The sequence below is a fragment of the Sphingobium sp. B1D7B genome (assembly GCF_025961965.1).
GTDB lineage: Bacteria > Pseudomonadota > Alphaproteobacteria > Sphingomonadales > Sphingomonadaceae > Sphingobium.
Genome location: NZ_JAOQOR010000001.1, coordinates 1,555,978 through 1,573,913, shown reverse-complemented (window position 1 = coordinate 1,573,913; position 17,936 = coordinate 1,555,978). Strand labels below are relative to the sequence as shown.

Annotated in this window: 19 protein-coding genes; 15 read left to right on the top strand and 4 right to left on the bottom strand. The window is 65.4% G+C overall.

Annotated elements, in window-relative coordinates; all coding sequences use genetic code 11:
- The first annotated feature begins 4 nt into the window (after nt 1-4).
- The 3 genes from M2336_RS07145 to M2336_RS07135 all read left to right on the top strand — a co-directional run bounded on the left by M2336_RS07145 (nt 5) and on the right by M2336_RS07135 (nt 2,569).
- Entirely contained in the window at nt 5-811 is an 807-nt protein-coding gene (locus M2336_RS07145) for a methyltransferase domain-containing protein (RefSeq protein ID WP_264574471.1), read from the top strand.
- The gene (locus M2336_RS07140; protein ID WP_264574470.1) at nt 804-1,337 is read left to right on the top strand and encodes a GNAT family N-acetyltransferase; all 534 of its coding nucleotides are present in this window, start codon (nt 804-806) and stop codon (nt 1,335-1,337) included. Before M2336_RS07145 ends, M2336_RS07140 begins: the two co-directional genes overlap by 8 nt.
- A 131-nt stretch (nt 1,338-1,468) precedes the next feature.
- Complete coding sequence (locus M2336_RS07135) at nt 1,469-2,569, top strand: CAP domain-containing protein (RefSeq protein ID WP_264592754.1); 1,101 nt, start codon at nt 1,469-1,471, stop codon at nt 2,567-2,569.
- Between the two features lie 42 nt (nt 2,570-2,611).
- On the opposite strand, the gene purL is transcribed toward M2336_RS07135, so the two are convergent.
- On the bottom strand, nt 2,612-4,849 hold the full coding sequence (purL, locus tag M2336_RS07130) for a phosphoribosylformylglycinamidine synthase subunit PurL (RefSeq protein ID WP_264572051.1): 2,238 nt from the start codon (nt 4,847-4,849) through the stop codon (nt 2,612-2,614).
- 142 nt (nt 4,850-4,991) lie between these two features.
- Nucleotides 4,992-5,369: a hypothetical protein gene (locus tag M2336_RS07125; protein WP_264592753.1), complete on the bottom strand. Its 378-nt coding sequence runs from the start codon at nt 5,367-5,369 to the stop codon at nt 4,992-4,994.
- A gap of 124 nt (nt 5,370-5,493) precedes the next feature.
- Here M2336_RS07125 and M2336_RS07120 point away from each other — a divergent pair, with 124 nt between their 5' ends.
- The 5 genes from M2336_RS07120 (at nt 5,494) to queA (ending at nt 9,096) form a co-directional block, all read left to right on the top strand.
- The gene (locus M2336_RS07120) at nt 5,494-5,739 is read left to right on the top strand and encodes an exodeoxyribonuclease VII small subunit (RefSeq protein ID WP_181558732.1); all 246 of its coding nucleotides are present in this window, start codon (nt 5,494-5,496) and stop codon (nt 5,737-5,739) included.
- A 7-nt stretch (nt 5,740-5,746) separates the two neighbouring features.
- A complete protein-coding gene (locus tag M2336_RS07115; protein ID WP_264574468.1) occupies nt 5,747-6,649 on the top strand; it encodes a polyprenyl synthetase family protein in 903 nt (300 codons plus the stop codon).
- Nucleotides 6,650-6,659: 10 nt separating this feature from the next.
- On the top strand, nt 6,660-7,178 hold the full coding sequence (coaD, locus tag M2336_RS07110; protein WP_264592752.1) for a pantetheine-phosphate adenylyltransferase: 519 nt from the start codon (nt 6,660-6,662) through the stop codon (nt 7,176-7,178).
- A 77-nt stretch (nt 7,179-7,255) separates the two neighbouring features.
- Nucleotides 7,256-7,972 carry a peptidylprolyl isomerase gene (locus M2336_RS07105; RefSeq protein WP_264592751.1) on the top strand — a complete coding sequence of 239 codons (717 nt, stop codon included), beginning with the start codon at nt 7,256-7,258 and terminating at the stop codon, nt 7,970-7,972.
- A 92-nt stretch (nt 7,973-8,064) separates the two neighbouring features.
- A complete protein-coding gene (gene queA, locus M2336_RS07100) occupies nt 8,065-9,096 on the top strand; it encodes a tRNA preQ1(34) S-adenosylmethionine ribosyltransferase-isomerase QueA (RefSeq protein ID WP_264592750.1) in 1,032 nt (343 codons plus the stop codon).
- Between the two features lie 20 nt (nt 9,097-9,116).
- Here queA and M2336_RS07095 read toward each other — a convergent pair whose 3' ends face one another.
- Nucleotides 9,117-9,524 (bottom strand): DUF1489 family protein, encoded by a 408-nt coding sequence (locus M2336_RS07095; protein ID WP_264592749.1) that lies wholly within the window; start codon nt 9,522-9,524, stop codon nt 9,117-9,119.
- A 523-nt stretch (nt 9,525-10,047) separates the two neighbouring features.
- On the opposite strand from M2336_RS07095, the gene cobA reads away from it, so the two are divergent.
- From cobA to M2336_RS07065, 6 genes are all read left to right on the top strand, one after another.
- Entirely contained in the window at nt 10,048-10,848 is an 801-nt protein-coding gene (cobA, locus tag M2336_RS07090) for a uroporphyrinogen-III C-methyltransferase (RefSeq protein ID WP_264592748.1), read from the top strand.
- Nucleotides 10,849-10,852: 4 nt separating this feature from the next.
- The gene (locus M2336_RS07085; RefSeq protein ID WP_181558725.1) at nt 10,853-11,152 is read left to right on the top strand and encodes a DUF2849 domain-containing protein; all 300 of its coding nucleotides are present in this window, start codon (nt 10,853-10,855) and stop codon (nt 11,150-11,152) included.
- 1 nt (nt 11,153) lies between these two features.
- Entirely contained in the window at nt 11,154-12,785 is a 1,632-nt protein-coding gene (locus tag M2336_RS07080; RefSeq protein ID WP_264592747.1) for a nitrite/sulfite reductase, read from the top strand.
- Nucleotides 12,778-13,218, top strand: coding sequence for a DUF934 domain-containing protein (locus M2336_RS07075; RefSeq protein WP_264574461.1), 441 nt, complete (start codon nt 12,778-12,780; stop codon nt 13,216-13,218). The genes M2336_RS07080 and M2336_RS07075 overlap by 8 nt, the downstream gene beginning before the upstream one ends.
- Nucleotides 13,211-13,990 (top strand): phosphoadenylyl-sulfate reductase, encoded by a 780-nt coding sequence (locus tag M2336_RS07070; protein WP_264574460.1) that lies wholly within the window; start codon nt 13,211-13,213, stop codon nt 13,988-13,990. The genes M2336_RS07075 and M2336_RS07070 overlap by 8 nt, the downstream gene beginning before the upstream one ends.
- A 287-nt stretch (nt 13,991-14,277) precedes the next feature.
- Complete coding sequence (locus M2336_RS07065) at nt 14,278-15,462, top strand: NAD(P)/FAD-dependent oxidoreductase (RefSeq protein ID WP_264592746.1); 1,185 nt, start codon at nt 14,278-14,280, stop codon at nt 15,460-15,462.
- Between the two features lie 234 nt (nt 15,463-15,696).
- Here the strand turns inward: M2336_RS07065 and M2336_RS07060 are convergent, their stop codons facing one another.
- Nucleotides 15,697-17,199: a replicative DNA helicase gene (locus M2336_RS07060; protein WP_181558720.1), complete on the bottom strand. Its 1,503-nt coding sequence runs from the start codon at nt 17,197-17,199 to the stop codon at nt 15,697-15,699.
- Between the two features lie 309 nt (nt 17,200-17,508).
- On the opposite strand from M2336_RS07060, the gene M2336_RS07055 reads away from it, so the two are divergent.
- Nucleotides 17,509-17,934 (top strand): hypothetical protein, encoded by a 426-nt coding sequence (locus M2336_RS07055; protein ID WP_264592745.1) that lies wholly within the window; start codon nt 17,509-17,511, stop codon nt 17,932-17,934.
- Nucleotides 17,935-17,936 lie beyond the last annotated feature (2 nt).

Below are 17,936 nucleotides of genomic sequence, written 5' to 3'. Positions count from 1 at the left end.
TGGCGTGACGTCCACCCCAAGCTGGTGCATTCGCGCGGCGATGGTCAGCGACTGTAAGACACGCATCGGCGCCGCATTCGGCGCGGCGGCGCCCCGCTATGAGGGCGATGCCGGCGTGCACCGCCATGTCGCCACGCGCCTGCTCGACTTTGCGACGGGCGGCACCGATACCGGTGCGCGCGATCCGGCAACCGTGCTGGAGATCGGCTGCGGCACCGGCCTGCTGACGCGGCTGATTGTGGAGCGCTGGCCGAATGCGGCGATCACCGCCACCGACATCGCGCCCGGCATGATTGCGGCGATGCGTGAGGCCGGCAGCCCTGCGCGGCTGCTGGTGATGGATGGAGAACGCCCGGATCTGGGCACCCAGCGCTTCGACCTCATTCTCTCCAGCCTCGCCTTCCAGTGGTTCGAGGATTTGCCGGCCGCCCTCGCCCGCCTGCACGGCCTTTTGGCGCCGGGCGGGAGCCTGTGCTTCGCCACGATGGGCGCCGAGAGCTTCAGTGACTGGCGCGCAGCCCATGCGCGCGAAGGGCTGGTCTGCGGTCTGCGCGACTATCCCAGCCGCGATGAGGTGGCCGCGATGGCGCAGGCTTTGGGCCAGTGCGATCTTGCCGAGGAGCTGGTCCCGCTGCCCGCGCTCGGCGGGCTGGCGCTGGCCCGGCATTTCCACGCCATCGGCGCGCGGGTGCCGCAGCCCGCCTATCGCCGCCTCGCGCCCGCTCTGCTCCGCCGCGTGATGGCGCGGTTCGATGCGGATGGCGGGGCTTCAAACTACCACATCATCTATGGCAGGCTGTGGCATGACTGATCGACCGACCCTGCGCAGGGCAGTAGCCGAGGATGCCGAAGCCCTGGCGAGGCTGAAGCTTACCTGCTTTCGCGAGACCTTTCTGGAGGACTTCGCGGTCCCCTATCCGCCCGATGACCTCGCCCGGTTCGAAATCGAGGCCTATGGCGCGCAGGCCGTCGCCCGCGAACTGGCAGACCCGACCCACGCCAGCTGGGTGTGCTCTACGGTTGCCGGAGAGCTGGTCGCCTACGCCCATGCCGGGCCGAGCAAGCTGCCGCACCCCGAGGTCACCGCGCACTCCGGCGAACTCTATCAACTCTACGTCCGTCGCGGCCATCAAGGGTACGGGTTGGGAGGCGCCTTGCTGAAAAGCGCGCTGGATTGGCTTGCAGAGCGCTATCCGGGGCCAAGCTGGCTGGGCGTCTGGTCCGGCAATGACCGGGCGCAGGCAGTCTACGCGGCCGCCGGCTTCCACAAGGTCGGCGATTATCTGTTCCATGTCGGTGACCACCGCGACGAGGAATATATTCTCCGCCGCGACTGAAAGCGATGCAGCGTTTCTGCCGCCCGACGAACCGCAGCCCCGTTTAGAGTTTTGCCATAGTTCCGCGCCTAGCCTGCGCCAGAACGACACGGTGCCAAAAGCCGTGGCAAAGCTGGGAACGGACGGACAAGATGCGGGCTGCAGATATCCTCAACAGGTCGGACGTGCCGCGCGGACAGCGGATATGGATGGGGCTCGCCTCAAGCCTGCTGGCCCTTTCGCTGGCCGGCTGCGGTGGCAGTGACAGTGGCAGTGGCGGTGGCGGATCGACGCCAATCACGGTCGCGCCGACACCAACCCCCACGCCAGCGCCAACCCCGGCGCCCACACCCACGCCAAGTCCTACGCCGACGCCGACCCCCACCCCAACGCCGACAAGTTGGACGGCGGCGGCGGCCGCGCTCTACGACACCCAGCCGAATGTCGCCTCGTGCAACACCGGCGTGCTCAAGACGAGCGTGCGGATGGACATGCTGGCCAAAGTGAATGCGGTGCGCGCGCTGCATGGGCTTCCCGCCGTCGTTTACGCTGCGTCCGCCAATCAGGGCGTCGACGATTCCTCGCTCATGATGGCCGCGAACAGGACGCTCGACCACAATCCTCCACCCACATGGACATGCTATACGACCGCAGGTCGCGACGCCGCTGCCTCGGGCAATCTCATCGGCGGATGGGGGTCATTGCCATGGCGGACCGAAGACGATCTGCTGGCGGGGTGGATGACGGAGCGCAATAGCCTCTCGATCGGCCACCGTCGCTGGATCCTGAACCCGTTCCTCGGTCAGATCGCCTACGGGCGGTCGGTTTATCAGCTGCCTTCGGGCGAACGCGCAGATGGCGCGACGATGAAGGTATTTGGTTTCAGCACCAGCGTCGCGGCACCAGCCCCGAGCAGCCTGCCCGATTTCATCGCCTATCCACAGGGCAATTATCCGCAGCGTTACTTCGGCGCGAGCGACATTCTCTCATTCACCGTGCTCGCCAACAAGACCGGGGCCTATGGCGCCAACGGAAACGTCGGCTTTAGCGGCGCCATCATCACGGTCAGCAGCGGTGGCACGAGCCTGCCTGTCACCAACGTGAAGTATGACAATGACGGATATGGGGTGCCGAACAACATCGAGTGGCGCGTGACAGGCCTGCAGGCCAACACGACCTACACCGTCAAGATTGTAGGCATCACCGGTGCCCCGCAGAGCGGCTACGAATACACTTTCCGCATGGTGCCCTGACCCGGCCGCATGGTGCCCTGAGCCGGCACCGACGGGCGCCGGTCAGGCGTCCATCAGGGCCGGGAAGAAGCCTTCATGCGCGGTGCGCAGATCGGCCAGCGCGACCGAGTGATCGCTCTCCGGCAGCTCGAAGATGATGCGATTGGCAATGGTGCGACCCAGCCGCGCGACCGTGACGCCGCGCGCCTCGGCATGGCTGAGCATCTCGACCAGCGCCGCATCGCGCACAGTCACGACATACAGGCCCTGATCCTCGGCGAAATAGGTTTCCGCCGTCGTGCCGGCCAGCGGCTGATCGAGGATCGCGCCGATGCCGCCGGCAAGCGCCATCTCCGTCACCGCGACGGCGACGCCGCCATCCGACACGTCGTGACAGGCCGTGATGGCGCCGCAGCGAATGGCCTCGCGCACGAAATCGCCGGTCCGGCGCTCGGTGGCGAGATCGACCGGCGGCGGCGGCCCCGCATCACGGCCTTCCAGCCCATGGACCTGCCGCAGCCAGAGTGACTGGCCGAGCGATCCGGTGCGCTCACCGACGAGGAAGATGATGTCGCCCACGTCCTTGAACGCGATGGTGCACATCCGCTCGACATCCGGGAGCAGGCCGACCCCGCCGATCGCCGGCGTGGGCAGGATCGCGCTGCCGCCGCCCGTCGCCTTCGACTCATTGTAGAGCGAGACGTTGCCCGACACGATGGGATAATCGAGCGCCCGGCAGGCCTCGCTCATGCCCTCGAGACAGCCAACGATCTGGCCCATGATCTCCGGCCGCTGCGGATTGGCGAAGTTGAGGCAGTTGGTGATGGCGAGCGGCTGGCCGCCCACTGCCGTGATGTTCCGCCACGTCTCGACCACCGCCTGGCGACCGCCCTGCACCGGATCGGCGTAGCAATAACGCGGCGTGCAGTCGGTGCTCATCGCCAGCGCCTTCTTGGTGCCATGCACGCGCACGACGGCAGCGTCACCACCGGGCGCCTGCGCGGTGTCGGCGCCGACCATGTGGTCATATTGCTCCCAGATCCAGCGGCGCGACGCGAGATCAGGCGAGCCCATCAGCGCGAGCAGATCGGCTGCCGGGTCCTTGCTATCCGGCGCGCTGGCGAGCGGCGCGAGCGGCGGGGTCGGCACATGCGGGCGATCATAGAGCGGGGCGTCGTCGGCCAGCGGGCCGAGCGGGATGTCGCACACCGTCTCGCCATGGTGGACCAGCACCATCCGGCCCGTATCGGTCACTTCGCCGATGACCGCGAAATCCAGCTCCCATTTGTGGAAGATCGCCTCGGCAAATGCCTCCTTGCCGGGCTTGAGCACCATGAGCATCCGCTCCTGGCTCTCCGAGAGCATCATCTCATAGGCGGTCATGCCGGTTTCGCGCTGCGGCACCTTGTCCATGTCCAGCCGGATGCCGACGCCACCCTTGGACGCCATTTCCACCGACGAGCTGGTCAAGCCTGCCGCGCCCATGTCCTGAATCGCGACGATGGCGTCAGAGGCCATGAGTTCGAGGCACGCCTCAATCAGCAGCTTTTCGGTGAACGGATCGCCAACCTGAACGGTGGGGCGCTTCTCTTCGGAATCCTCGCCGAAATCGGCCGAGGCCATGGTCGCGCCGTGGATGCCGTCGCGCCCGGTCTTGGAGCCGACATAGACGATCGGATTGCCGACGCCGGAGGCAGCGGAATAGAAGATCTTGTCTGTCTCCGCAACGCCCACCGTCATCGCATTGACGAGGATGTTGCCATCATAAGCGGCATGGAAATTGGTCTCGCCACCGACCGTCGGCACGCCCACGCAATTGCCGTAACCGCCAATGCCCCGCACCACGCCGGAGATAAGGTGCTTCATGCGCGGATGATCCGGACGCCCGAAGCGCAGCGCGTTCATGTTCGCGATGGGGCGCGCGCCCATTGTGAACACATCGCGCAGGATGCCGCCGACACCCGTCGCCGCGCCCTGATAGGGCTCGATGTAGCTCGGGTGGTTATGGCTCTCCATCTTGAAGATGGCCGCCTGCCCATCGCCAATGTCGATGACACCGGCATTCTCGCCAGGGCCGCAGATCACCCAGGGCGCCTCGGTCGGCAACTTCTTCAGGTGGATGCGGCTGGACTTGTACGAGCAGTGCTCGCTCCACATCACCGAGAAGATGCCGAGCTCCGTGATATTCGGCTCGCGGCCGATGGCGTTGACAACGCGCTCATATTCCTCGGGCGTGAAACCGTGTTCGGCGACGATTTCGGGGGTGATGCCTGAGGCGCTTGGGGTGGTGCTGGTCGACATGAGCGGCCTTTATCGCCGCCAGCGGGCGGGCACAACCGCCCGATCGGCCCTCGTAACGAAAAAGGCCGACCCTCTCGGGTCGGCCATTCTTTGAGCATCGGCCCGCCAGGGCGGACCGTGCGGTTGAACCAAGATCAGCCGGTCAGCCCGCCTTGCAGGCCTGACCGTTATACGTGACCGTCTCGCCGGCGCCTTCCAGCTTCGTCGCGCCATCGGCGGAAACGAAGGGCTGGCTGGCTTCCGGTGCCTTGAGACCGGTGATCGGGCCGCCACGTTCGGTGCGCAGGTTCGCCGTCACATCGTCTGTCATGAAGTCGACGAAGATCAGGCTATTGTCCTTGCAGCGATAGGTGGTGCTGGCACGGAGCATGGGAGGCAGAGCGACGTTACCGGCATTAGCCAGTTCCGCAGCCATTGGGTCATTCGTGCCAGTGTTGAAGGTTTCAGGCTCGGACTTGCACGCAGACAAGGCGAGCGCGGCCGCGCAAAGCGCGATTGAGGGGTATGTGAGGGTTTTCATAGCATCGCGGCTATTGCGATTCGCTCCGGCGAGGTCAACTTGATTTGCGTGACAATACGCCATTTTTCGGGGTAGCGCTGAGAGCACGCTTGACCCTGTGGGGGAGCCGGGTCAATGCATGGGCATGGCAGACGAGACCGATAGCGGCACCCTCAGCTTCGAGGACGCGCTCAAGCGCCTGGAGGCGATTGTCCAGCAACTGGAGCGCGGCGACGTGCCGCTGGACCAGTCCATCACCCTCTATCGCGAGGGCGAGGATCTGCGGCTGCAATGCCAGAAGCGGCTCGATGCCGCGCAGGCCCGGATCGAGCAGATCACGGCGAGCGCCGATGGGTCCGCCGCCCGGACGGCCCCTTATCCCAGTGAATGATCCGCTGATGCGCGAGGACGCCGGAACCCGGCTCGAAACCGCCCTGACGGAGATTGCGCAAGCGATCGACGTGCAGTTCGACCGGCTGCTGCCGGTGCCGGAGGACCAGCGCGCCCGGCTTTATGAAGCGATGCGCTATAGCGCCATCGGCGGCGGCAAGCGCCTGCGCCCGCTGCTGGTGAAGGCAAGCTGCGACCTCTTCAACATCGGCTGGGAAAGCGCGGTGCGCGCCGGCCTCGCCGTCGAGTGCATCCACGTCTATTCGCTGATCCACGACGATCTGCCCGCGATGGACAATGACGATATGCGGCGCGGCAAGCCGACGGCTCATCGCGCCTTCGATGAGGCGACGGCGATCCTCGCCGGCGACTGCCTGCACGATCTCGCCTTCGCCGTGCTGGCGGACGAGCGCACCCATGCCGATGCGACCGTGCGCTGCGAACTGATCGCCAGCCTGGCCTTGGCCAGCGGTCCGGCAGGCATGGCCGGCGGGCAGATGATGGACCTCGTCGCTGAAACGACGCAGTTCGATCTGCCGGCGATCACGCGACTGCAATTGCTCAAGACCGGCGCGCTCATTATCTTCTGCCTGGAAGCCGGCGCCATTTTCGCGCGGATCCCCGAGGAGCGACGCACGAGCCTGCGCGGCTATGCGCATGATGTCGGCCTCGCCTTCCAGATCGCCGACGATCTGCTCGACATCGAAGGGGATGCCGCCGTCACCGGCAAGGCCGTGGGCAAGGACGCCGCCGCCGGCAAGGCAACCTTTGCCTCGCTGATGGGCGTGGAGAAGGCCCGGCAGCAGGCCTCCCTACTGGTGGCGCAGGCCAAGGACCATCTGCGCGATTTTGGCGAGGAAGCCGATCTGCTGCGCGACATTGCCGATTTCGCGATCAGCCGCAGCTATTAAGGACGCGCACATGGTTCACCGCATCGGCCTTTATCCGGGAACCTTCGACCCTATCACGCTCGGCCATATGGACATCATCCGGCGCGGATCGAAGCTGGTCGACAGGCTGGTGATCGGCGTGACGACCAATCCCAGCAAGTCGCCTTTGTTCACGCTGGACGAGCGGCTGGCGATGATCCGGCGGGAATGCGCGGGAATCGATGCGGAGATCGACGTGCGGCCCTTCGATTCGCTGCTGATCGATTATGCCCGCTCGGTCGGGGCCTCGCTGATCCTGCGCGGCCTGCGCGCGGTGGCGGACTTTGAATATGAGTATCAGATGGCGGGGATGAACCAGTATCTCGATGCCAGCATCGAGACGGTGTTCCTGATGGCGGACGTTGCGCTGCAGCCCATTGCCTCGCGCCTGGTGAAGGAAATTGCGGGGCTGGGCGGCGACATCGGCAAGTTCGTTTCGCCGGGTGTTCGCACCGATGTGATGGCCCGGCTCGGCATGAGCGTCGACGTCGGCAGAGCAGACGAGACTTGACGGGTCATCATTGGTTCAGCCATGCGACGCTAGTTGGCGGCCGGGCCCGGTTCGGCCGTGAAATGAGGATGGACGACATGCGTGTTACCCGACTGTTTGGCTCCGGCATTGCGCTTGCCGCCGCCTGCGGCCTCATGCTGGCCAGCGCCAATTCCGCGCAGGCCCAGCCGGGCGGCGGTGCGCAGGATGCCCTGGCGAAGGCCGAAATGGCGGCCCGCGCGCAAAAGGATGCCGACGCCCTGCGCGAGGACGCGGAGAAGTCCACGGACAAGCCGCTCGTCGCGATGACGCCGGTCACGCCCGAAAACACCTGGGTGCTGACCCTCTCGGACGGCGCCACCGTGCGCATCCTGCTCCGCCCGGACGTGGCCCCCGGCCATGTCGAGCGCATCAAGACGCTGACGCGGGAAGGCTTCTACAATGGCCTCAAGTTTCACCGCGTGATCGATGGCTTCATGGCGCAGGGCGGCGACCCCAAGGGCGATGGCACCGGCGGATCGCCGCTGCCGGATCTCAAGCAGGAGTTCAGTTGGCTGCCGCACATGCGCGGCACCGTCTCCATGGCGCGCGCGCAGAGCGATGACAGCGCCAACAGCCAGTTCTTCATCATGCTGATGCCGCGCATGCAGCTCGACCACAAATATACGGTTGTGGGCCGGGTGATCGATGGCATGGCCGGTGTCGACCAGATCGCCAAGGGCGAGCCGCCGGCCCAGCCGACGACCATCGTGCGCGCCTATATCCAGAGCGATCAGCAGGCCGCCGCACCCGCCAGCACCAACACAGCAGGCTGAGCGCGCCGACACGCGCGAGGGATTGCCGGCCAGCCACACCGCGCTGATCGGCACCTGTTCAATGCCCGGCGCAGACGCTAAGGGCGCCAGCCATGCGCGTTGACCTTTTCGATTTCGACCTGCCGCCCGAGCGGATTGCCCTGCGACCGGCCTCGCCCCGCGATGCGGCCCGAATGCTGGTGCTCGAAGGCCAGGACGGGGGCCTGCGCGACATGGGCGTGCGCGATCTGCCGACCGTGCTGCGCGCTGGCGACTGCCTCGTCTTCAACGATACGCGCGTCATCCCTGCCCAGTTGGAGGGACAACGGGGGGAGGCGAAGGTCGGGGTGACGTTGCACAAGCGCCTCGGCCCGCGCGACTGGCAGGTCTTCGTGCGCAACGCCAAGCGGGTGCGGCCCGGCGACATCATCGCCTTCGCGCAAGGCGTGCAGGCACAAGCCGGCGATCGCGATGCAGATGGCGGCATGACGCTCAGCTTCCTCGGCGACGAACCGGTCGAGCTGCTGCTCGAACGCGCCGGCCAGATGCCCCTGCCTCCCTATATCGCCAGCAAGCGGCCCACCGACCAGCAGGACCGCGAGGACTATCAGACGATGTTCGCGCAGGAAGCCGGTGCCGTCGCGGCGCCCACCGCAGCGCTGCACTTCACGCCCGGCCTCGTCGCAGCGCTCGCCGATGCGGGGATCGGCCAGGCGACGCTCACACTGCATGTCGGCGCCGGCACCTTCCTGCCGGTCAAGGCCGACGATACCGACGAACACCGCATGCATGCCGAATGGGGGCGGATCGATCAGGCGACGGCGGATCGGCTGAATGCGGTCCGCGCTAACGGCGGGCGGCTGATCGCGGTCGGCACGACCAGCCTGCGCCTCCTCGAAAGCGCCACCGGGGAAGATGGCATCATCCGGCCGTTTGCGGATGAGACGCGCATTTTCATCACCCCGGGCTATCGCTTCCGCGCCATTGATGGGCTGATGACCAATTTTCACCTGCCCCGCTCGACCCTGTTCATGCTGGTCAGCGCGCTGATGGGGCGCGAGCGGATGCAGGCAGCCTATGCCCATGCCATTGCGCAGGGTTATCGCTTCTACAGCTATGGCGATGCGAGCCTGCTGCTCCCCTGAGGGCGGGCAGCAGCGGGGGCCTAGATCAGCCCGAGCCGGCCGAGATCGGCCGCCAGCTGATCGGGCAGCATGTCGCCGCCCTCGCCATCTCCCATGTCCGGCGGCGCATCCTCGTGAGCCAGATAGCGCCAGCCCTGATGGGCGCGCTTGGGCCTTGGCACGACGGGGATTAGACGCGGGGCGAGGCGGATCCACTGCCGCCCGTCCGGCCGCGCCTCGAACCCGAGCAGCGGACTGCGCCCGACGATCTGATGCGCCAGTACCCAATAGAGCGACCCGCCCGCCATCTCCTCATGCCGCTTGGGCAAATAGCGCGTCGTCAACCGCGCCTCGCCACCCTCTCCGGCCTGCCCATGGCCTTCCAGCCAGTCCCGCAAGGTGGCGGCGCTCTCGGACTGAAAGGCGATCTTGGTCATATGAAGGGGCATGATGCCGATCTAGGGCGTGGCGGCGAATTCGCAATGGCGGGAAGCGGTGGCGCAAGCTTGGTGGTTGGTGCCTAGGTCCGCATGTCCGCCACCCAACCGGCCGCCGAAGCTAGTTAGGTTATCGAGGGCGGGCGTATTCTACCCTCTCCCCCTGAGGGAGAGGGATGCGCAGACTTGGCAGCGTGCTGCCTAGTCGAAGCTGGGAGAGGGGGTCAGCGATCCGCTGGATCGCGCGGATCAACGATCCGCCACCCCTCATCCAACTCCGCCTAGCCCCCTATTGGCGACAAGGCTGCGTATCCTTCTCCCTCAAGGGGAGAAGGTTGAAGACTTGGCAGCAATGTCGTCCTGTTCGCTCAGACGCTTTGCTGCCGCGCAGCAGTCAGATCGCCACCGAAGCGCTCTCCTGACCCGCTATTGGCACCACCTCCGCCACCACCCAAAGCCCCCACAATAGTTTCGCTTCGGCCTGCTAAAGCAAGCGTCGGTTGCGGGCTTGGGTACTCGAACGCATCTACCACCCATGGCCCACTCTGAGTCCTTTACGGCCGGCACGGTCTATCTCGTTGGCGCAGGTCCGGGCGATCCTGATCTGCTGACGGTGCGTGCTGCCCGTTTGATCGGCCGGGCGAGCCTGATCGTGCATGACGGTCTGGTCGATGCCGCCATCCTCGCTCTGGCTTCGCCGGAGGCGGAGCTGATCTCAGTCGCCAAGCAACGCTCGCGCCATTCGATGAAGCAGGAGGCGATCAATTCGCTGCTCGTCGGCGAGGCGCTTTCGGGCCGGGATGTCGTGCGCCTCAAGGGTGGCGATCCCTTCATTTTCGGCCGTGGCGGCGAAGAGCTGGAGGCCTGCCGCGAGGCTGGTGTGCGCTGCGAGGTCGTGCCCGGCATCAGCGCGGCGGTCGGCGGCGGCGCCAGTGCCGGCCTGCCACTCACGCATCGCGAGGATGCCAGCATCGTCAGCTTCGTCGCGGGGCAGTGCAAGGGTCTTTCCGAGCAGAATTGGGTCGGCCTTGCCGGGCCCGGACGCACGCTCGTCATCTATATGGGCCTCGCGACCAGCCAGGATATTGCCGAGAAGCTGATGCGCGACGGGCTCTCGCCCTCGACGCCGGTCGCGGTCATTGAGAAAGCGACGCGCCCCGATCAGCGCGTGCTGCGCAGCCTGCTCGCCGATCTCGGCGATCTTGTGGCGCGCGAGGCGGTCGAGAGTCCGGCGCTGATCGTGGTGGGCGAGGTCGTGCGGCATGCCGATGCGCTCGACTGCCTGCCGCTCGGGTCATTTCACATTCAGCACAGCACAGGTGCGGGGAGCCACTGACGACATGAATATCCTGACCGGCAATGATCTCGCCACCGGCGACGTCATCTGGTGGACTGGCCAAGGCTGGTCCATCCATGTGAACGACGCCGTGGACGTCGGCGAGAAGGGCGCGGAAATCGCCCAGGCCGAAGCCGCCGCGCGTCGCGTGAACGAAGCCTATGTGATCGACGGCGAGCAGGATGGTGAGGGCAATATCCGCCCCGCCCACATCAAGGAGCGCATCCGCGCGCTCGGCCCGACCGTGCGCCTCGACTTGAGCCTCAAACCCGCCGACCCCAATGCCGGCAACTGGGTGATCTGACATGTACCAATATGACACTTACGATCAGGCAATGGTGGATGCCCGCGTTGCCGAATTCCGCGACCAGACCCAGCGTCGCCTCGACGGTCAGCTGAGTGAGGCGCAGTTCCGCCCGCTCCGCCTGATGAACGGCCTGTATCTCCAGCTGCACGCCTATATGCTGCGCGTCGCCATTCCCTATGGCACGCTGTCGGGCAAGCAGATGCACATGCTCGCCCACATCGCGCGCAAATATGATCGCGATTACGGCCATTTTACCACCCGCCAGAACATCCAGTATAACTGGATCAAGCTCGCGGACGCGCCGGACATTCTCGCCGATCTCGCATCGGTGGAGATGCACGCCATCCAGACCAGCGGCAATTGCATCCGCAATATCTCGTCCGACCAATATGCCGGCGTCTCGGCCGATGAGGTCGCCGATCCGCGCCCGCTCGCGGAGCTGCTGCGCCAGTGGTCGAGCTTCCACCCGGAGTTCACCTATCTGCCGCGCAAGTTCAAGATCGCGGTGATCGCGAGCGCAGAGGATCGCGCGGCCATGCGCCTGCATGACATCGGCATCGAGCTGGTGAAGAAGGATGACGAGATTGGCGCCCGCGTGTTCGTCGGCGGCGGCATGGGCCGCACGCCGATGGTCGCGCCGGAAATCCGCGACTTCGTGCCCTTCGCCGAAATCGTCTCCTATCTGGAGGCGTGCCTGCGCGTCTACAATCGCCACGGCCGACGCGACAACAAGTACAAGGCGCGGATCAAGATCCTCGTCCACGAAATGGGCCGGGAGGAATATACCCGCCAGGTCGAGGAAGAGTTCGCGCATATGAAGACGCTCGGGCTCGATCCGCCGCTCGCCGAACTGGCCCGCATTGCCGATCACTTCGCGCCGCCGGCCTATGAGACCGGTCTTTCGGACGAGATCGACCTCTCCGACCGGGATTTCGCGGCCTGGGTGAGCACGCAGGTGAAGCCGCACAAGGTGCCGGGCTATGCCATCGTCAACATCAGCCTGAAGCCCATTGGCGGCATTCCGGGCGATGCCTCCTCCGCGCAGATCGACCTGATGGCCGACCTGGCCGAAAAGTACAGCTTCGATGAGCTGCGCGTTACCCACGCCCAGAACATCGTGCTGGCGCATGTGAAGAAGGCGGATCTCTACGCGCTGTGGAAGGCGCTGGAAGAAGCCGATCTCGGCACCGCCAATCTCGATCTCATCAGCGACATCATCGCCTGCCCGGGCCTGGATTATTGCAGCCTTGCCAATGCGCGCTCGATCCCGGTCGCGCAGAAGATCGCGCAGCGCTTCTCCGATCTCGATCGGCAGAAGGAGCTGGGCGAGCTGAAGCTGAAGATCAGCGGCTGCATCAATGCCTGCGGCCACCATCATGCCGGCAATATCGGCATTCTCGGCGTCGACCGGAAGGGTGTGGAGAATTACCAGCTCCTGCTCGGCGGTTCCGGCGCGGACGATGTCAGCCTTGGCCAGATCACTGGTCCTGGTTTCGACGAGAACGGCATTGTCGATGCGGTCGAGAAGGCCACCAACGTCTATCTCGCCAACCGGCAGGAGGGCGAGCGCTTCGTCGACACCTTCCGCCGGATCGGCATGGCCCCGTTCAAGGAGGCACTTTATGCTTGAATATCTGTCCCTGCGTGAAGGCGGCGAGGCAGCCGAACTGCCCGCCGTGACGCTGGAGGCCTTTTCCGGCCAGAGCAATTCGGCCGCGGTGCGTATCGAGCCGGGCGAGGACGCCCGCGAATTGCTGCCGCATCTGGACCGCGTGGCGCTGGTGGAGGTGAACTTCCCCGTGTTCGGCGACGGACGCGGCTATTCGGCGGCACGCATCCTGCGCGAGGCTGGCTATGCCGGCGAGCTGCGCGCGGTGGGCGATGTCGCGGTCGATCAGATCAGCCATATGGTTCGCTGTGGGTTTGACAGCTTCCGGCCGGACAAGCCGCTCGACCCTGCGCTGATCGAGGCAGCGCTCAACCGCTTCCCCGGCGTCTATCAGAAGACCGTCGATCCGCGCGCGCCGATCTGGGCGCAGCGCCACGGAGCAAGCAATGGCTGAAGCCGCTCGCCAGATCGACCGGATCGACGCCGCCCCGCGCTGGACGCAGGCAGATGCGGACGCGCTCAACGCGCGCTTCGCCGGCGTGGATGCGGGCACGATGCTCAAGACGCTGTTCGCCGAGGATGCGCTCGGCACGGTCGCCGTCGTCTCCTCCTTCGGCACGGAAAGCGCGGTGCTGCTCCACCTCATCGCGCAGGCGGACAAGAGCGTGCCGGTGATCTTCGTCGATACGCTCAAGATGTTCCCGGAAACGCTGGACTATCGCGATACGCTGATCCGCACGCTCGGCTTCACCGACAGCCGCGTGGTCGAGCCCAAGGCCGACGTGCTGGCGGCGAAGGACGACAAGGGTCTGCGCTGGTCCTACGACCCCGATGGCTGCTGCGAAATCCGCAAGGTCGAGCCGCTGGCGCGCGCCAAGCAGGGCCTCGATGCCTGGATTAGCGGGCGCAAGGCCTTCCAGTCCGTGACGCGCCAGAACCTGCCGCGCTTCGAGATCGAGGACGGGCGCCTGAAGATCAATCCGCTGGGTGATTGGGACAAGGCGGCGCTGGAAGCCTATTTCACCGCCCACGACCTGCCCCGCCATCCGCTGGAGGCACAGGGCTATCTCTCGATCGGCTGCGAACCCTGCACCAGCAAGGTGATGCCGGGCGAGGACCCGCGGGCCGGCCGCTGGCGCGGCTGGGACAAGGTGGAATGCGGCATCCACACCAGCTCCACACCGCTGGCGGACCCCGAAGACCCGGCGAACCAGCCGGCGTTTTGAGGGGAAGCTCTGCGTCGAAAGCCTCGGGGCCTTTCCGGGATTGCCGCTTCATCTATCGTCACCCCGGGCTTGACCCGGGGTCCAGCTTTCCCTTCGGCACTGCCTGCTCCCCGCAGAGCTTCGCAGAAGCAGAGACAGTCGATCACACCAGAGAGAAGCGGACCCCGGGTCAAGCCCGGGGTGACGGCGGGAATTGAGGGGAATTCATCCAACCCTTCCGTTTAGCGCCGCCGGCAGCTAGGCCGTAGGAACCTTCACCCCGATCGCCGCCCCAGCCGAAAGCCCCCATGCCCACCTCCCCCACCCCTTATGACGCCATCATCCTCGGCGCCGGCGCAGCGGGGTTGATGTGCGCGGCGGTGGCCGGGCAACGGGGGCGCAAGGTGCTGCTGCTCGATCATGCCGATGAGCCAGGCAAGAAAATCCTCATTTCCGGTGGCGGGCGGTGCAACTTCACCAATCTCCACACCGCGCCGGATCGCTACCTCTCCAGCAATCGCCATTTCGCCAAGTCGGCGCTGAGCCGCTACACCGCGCAGGATTTCCTCGCGCTGGTCGAGCGTTATGGCATCGCCTGGCACGAGAAGACGTTGGGGCAACTCTTCTGCGACGGCAGCGCGCGGCAGATCGTCGCCATGCTCCTGGAGGAGTGCGCGAAGGGCGCTGTCGACATCGCCTGCGCCTGCCCCATCCGCGAGGTCACCCATGCCGATGGCCAGTACCACGTCAACACACCGCGTGGCATCGCGACCGCGCCGGTGCTGGTCGTCGCCACCGGCGGGCCGTCCATTCCCAAGATGGGCGCGACCGGCTTTGCCTATGATCTCGCCCGCCAGTTCGGCCTCAAGGTCGTGCAGCCCCGCCCGGCGCTGGTGCCGCTGACCCTCAGCGGCGACGATGCGCTGTTCCGAGAGCTGTCCGGCGTCTCGGCCGATGTCGTTGCCCGCACCGGCAAGACGCGCTTTCGCGAGGCGGCGCTGTTCACACATCGCGGCCTCTCCGGTCCGGCGATTCTGCAAATCTCCTCCTACTGGCGCCATGGCGAGGGCGTCGGCATCGACTTTCTGCCCGATCATCCGCGCGACTGGCTGCTTGCCGCCAAGCGCGAGGCCCCGCGCACGACCCTGCGCCGCCTGCTCCGCGCCGCTCTGGCCGAGCGCCTCGCGGACCGGTTGGCGGCCGATCTCGCGCTGGAAGCGGAGCTCGGCAACCTGCCCGACCGCGCCCTTGCCGCCGCACAAGCGCGTCTGGCGGACTGGACGTTCATGCCCAATGGCAGTGAGGGCTATGCCAAGGCGGAGGTGACAGCGGGCGGCGTCGATACCGCGGGTCTCTCCTCGCAGACGATGGAGGCCAAGGCGGTGCCGGGCTTGTACGTGATTGGCGAGGCGGTGGATGTGACCGGCTGGCTGGGCGGGTATAATTTTCAGTGGGCCTGGGCCAGCGCGCATGCGGCAGGACAGGCGGTTTAAGTCCACTGCACCATCATCACACCCACGTGCTCCTGCGAAGGCAGGAGCCCAGGGCGGAGAAGCCGGTCGATTGCGCCCTGGGTTCCTGCCTTCGCAGGAACACGAGATCAGCTACAACCGCCGCTCATCCCCGTTGGTGTCGAGCGGAGTCGAGACACCCAAGGACAGCGCTCTCCGTGTCTCGACTTCGCTCGACACGAGCGGCACCTGAAGGTTCGGGGCTAGCCCCGCACCTCACTCATAACCATCATCCGCCCCGGCATAGCTGTCATCCGCCAGATCGGTGAACCGCGTGATCTTGGAATCGAAGTAGAGCCGCACCTTACCGGTGGCGCCGTGGCGCTGCTTGGCGACGATCAGCTCGGAATGGCCGGTGATCCGGTCCATTTTCTCGCGCCAGGCGGCATAAGCGCCCTCGTCCTCGATCTTGGGCTCCTTGCTCATCTCATAATAGTCCTCTCGGTAGAGGAACCACACCATATCGGCGTCCTGCTCAATCGAGCCGGATTCGCGCAGGTCCGAGAGTTGCGGGCGCTTGTCCTCGCGGCTTTCCACCGCGCGGCTCAGCTGGGAGAGCGCGATCACCGGCACCATCAGCTCCTTGGCGAGCGTCTTCAAACCACGGCTGATCTCGGAAATCTCGTTGACGCGGCTGTCGCCAGTCTTGCCCGAGCCTTGCAGCAGCTGGAGATAGTCGACCACGATCATGCCGATATTGTGCCGGCGCTTGAGGCGACGGGCGCGGGTGCGCATCGCCGCGATGGTGAGGCCAGCGGTATCGTCGATGAACAGCGGCAGATCCTGCAACTCGCGCGAGGCGCGGACGAGGTTCTGGAACTCGCTATGGTTGATCCGCCCCATGCGCAGCTTCTCGCCGCTGATGCCCGACTGCTCGGCGAGGATACGCGTCGCCAGCTGGTCGGCCGACATTTCCAGGTTGAAGATCGCAACGGGCGCGCCAATCGACTTTTCCGGCGGAATGCCGTCGGCCATGTCGCGCATCCAGCGGCTGGCGGCATTGTAAGCAATGTTGGTTGCCAGCGAGCTCTTGCCCATGCCGGGGCGCCCAGCAACGATGATGAGGTCCGACGGATGAAGGCCACCGGTGCGGTTGTTCAAGCCATCCAGGCCCGAGGTGATGCCCGAGACATGGCCGCCGGAATTGAGCGCCTTCTCCGCCATGCCGACCGCAAGCCGCGTCGCCTGCGCGAAGGTCTTCATGCTGCCGGTGTCGCCGCCCTGCTCGGCCACGGCGTAGAGCGCCAGTTCCGCCTGCTCGATCTGCCCCTTAGGGTCGATGGCATCGGAGGTGTCGAGCGCCTTGTCGACCAGCTCCCGTCCGACGCCGACCAGCTCGCGCAGCAGCGCCAGATCATAGACCTGCCGGGCAAAATCGCGCGCGCCGATCACCGCCGCGCCGCTGCCGGTGAGCTGCGCCAGATAGGCCGGGCCACCCAGTTCCTTGAGCGCCGGATCGCTTTCCAGCAGCGGCTTCAGCGTGACCGGATTGGCGACCATGTTGCGATCGACCAGCTTGAGGATCGCCTCATAAATGCGCCCGTGCAGCGGCTCGAAGAAATGCTCGGCGCGCAGCTCCATCTGCACGTCCTCGACGATCCGGTTGTCGATCATCAACGCGCCGATCAGCGCAGCCTCCGCCTCCACATTGCGCGGCATACGGGCTTCAGAGCCGGGCACATCGGGCACCGGGGCAAGACGGATCGTGTTTTCTGACATGGGGGAGGCATTGTCCTCTCTTCCGAGGTGCGGCGCAAGAGCCGAGGGTGTGCGCCCTGTGGAACCTGGGGATAACAATGGGGATGGATTTTACGAATCGCCGCATCGCTTGCCGCCGTTCGTCCTGAGTAGCCGCTGAGCCTGTCGAAGCGGCGTATCGAAGGCCTCCCCACCAGCACCACAGTGCTTCGATACCGCTCTTCGCTACGCGCCTGCGGCGCTACTCAGCGCCTACTCAGCACGAACGGCATCTAAGGAGAAGCGCATTTGACGGTCTGAGAATCTACCCGGGCAACGGAATGTCAGAACATGACAGGATCGCGGACATTTACTTCTCGTCGCCCTGAACTTGTTTCAGGGTCCATTGCGCGATCAAGCTTTAGGTTCTCCCCAGCTACCATCGCTCAAGACAAAATTGCCGACCGACGGAAACAAGCATACGATGATTTCGTGGAATTCATTCTGATCTTGATCCCGATTGCCGCTTCTGTAGGTCTGGGATTTGCGCCCGCAGGACGCCTGCGGAATGCCGTGATTTGGATGCTATGGTTAGCCCCACTATGGCTAGCCGTATGGATGACGTTGGCATTCCCGGAAAAATTTGAATTCGAGTTTGGAAGCAGATGGTTTCCGTTTTTCCATGTCCCGCTGTTCCTGACTCTGTGGGGTGTAGTGACACTGTTCCCGTTCAAGCTGACGGTGAGAATAAGAGAGATAAATCGCGGGATCTTCTAATT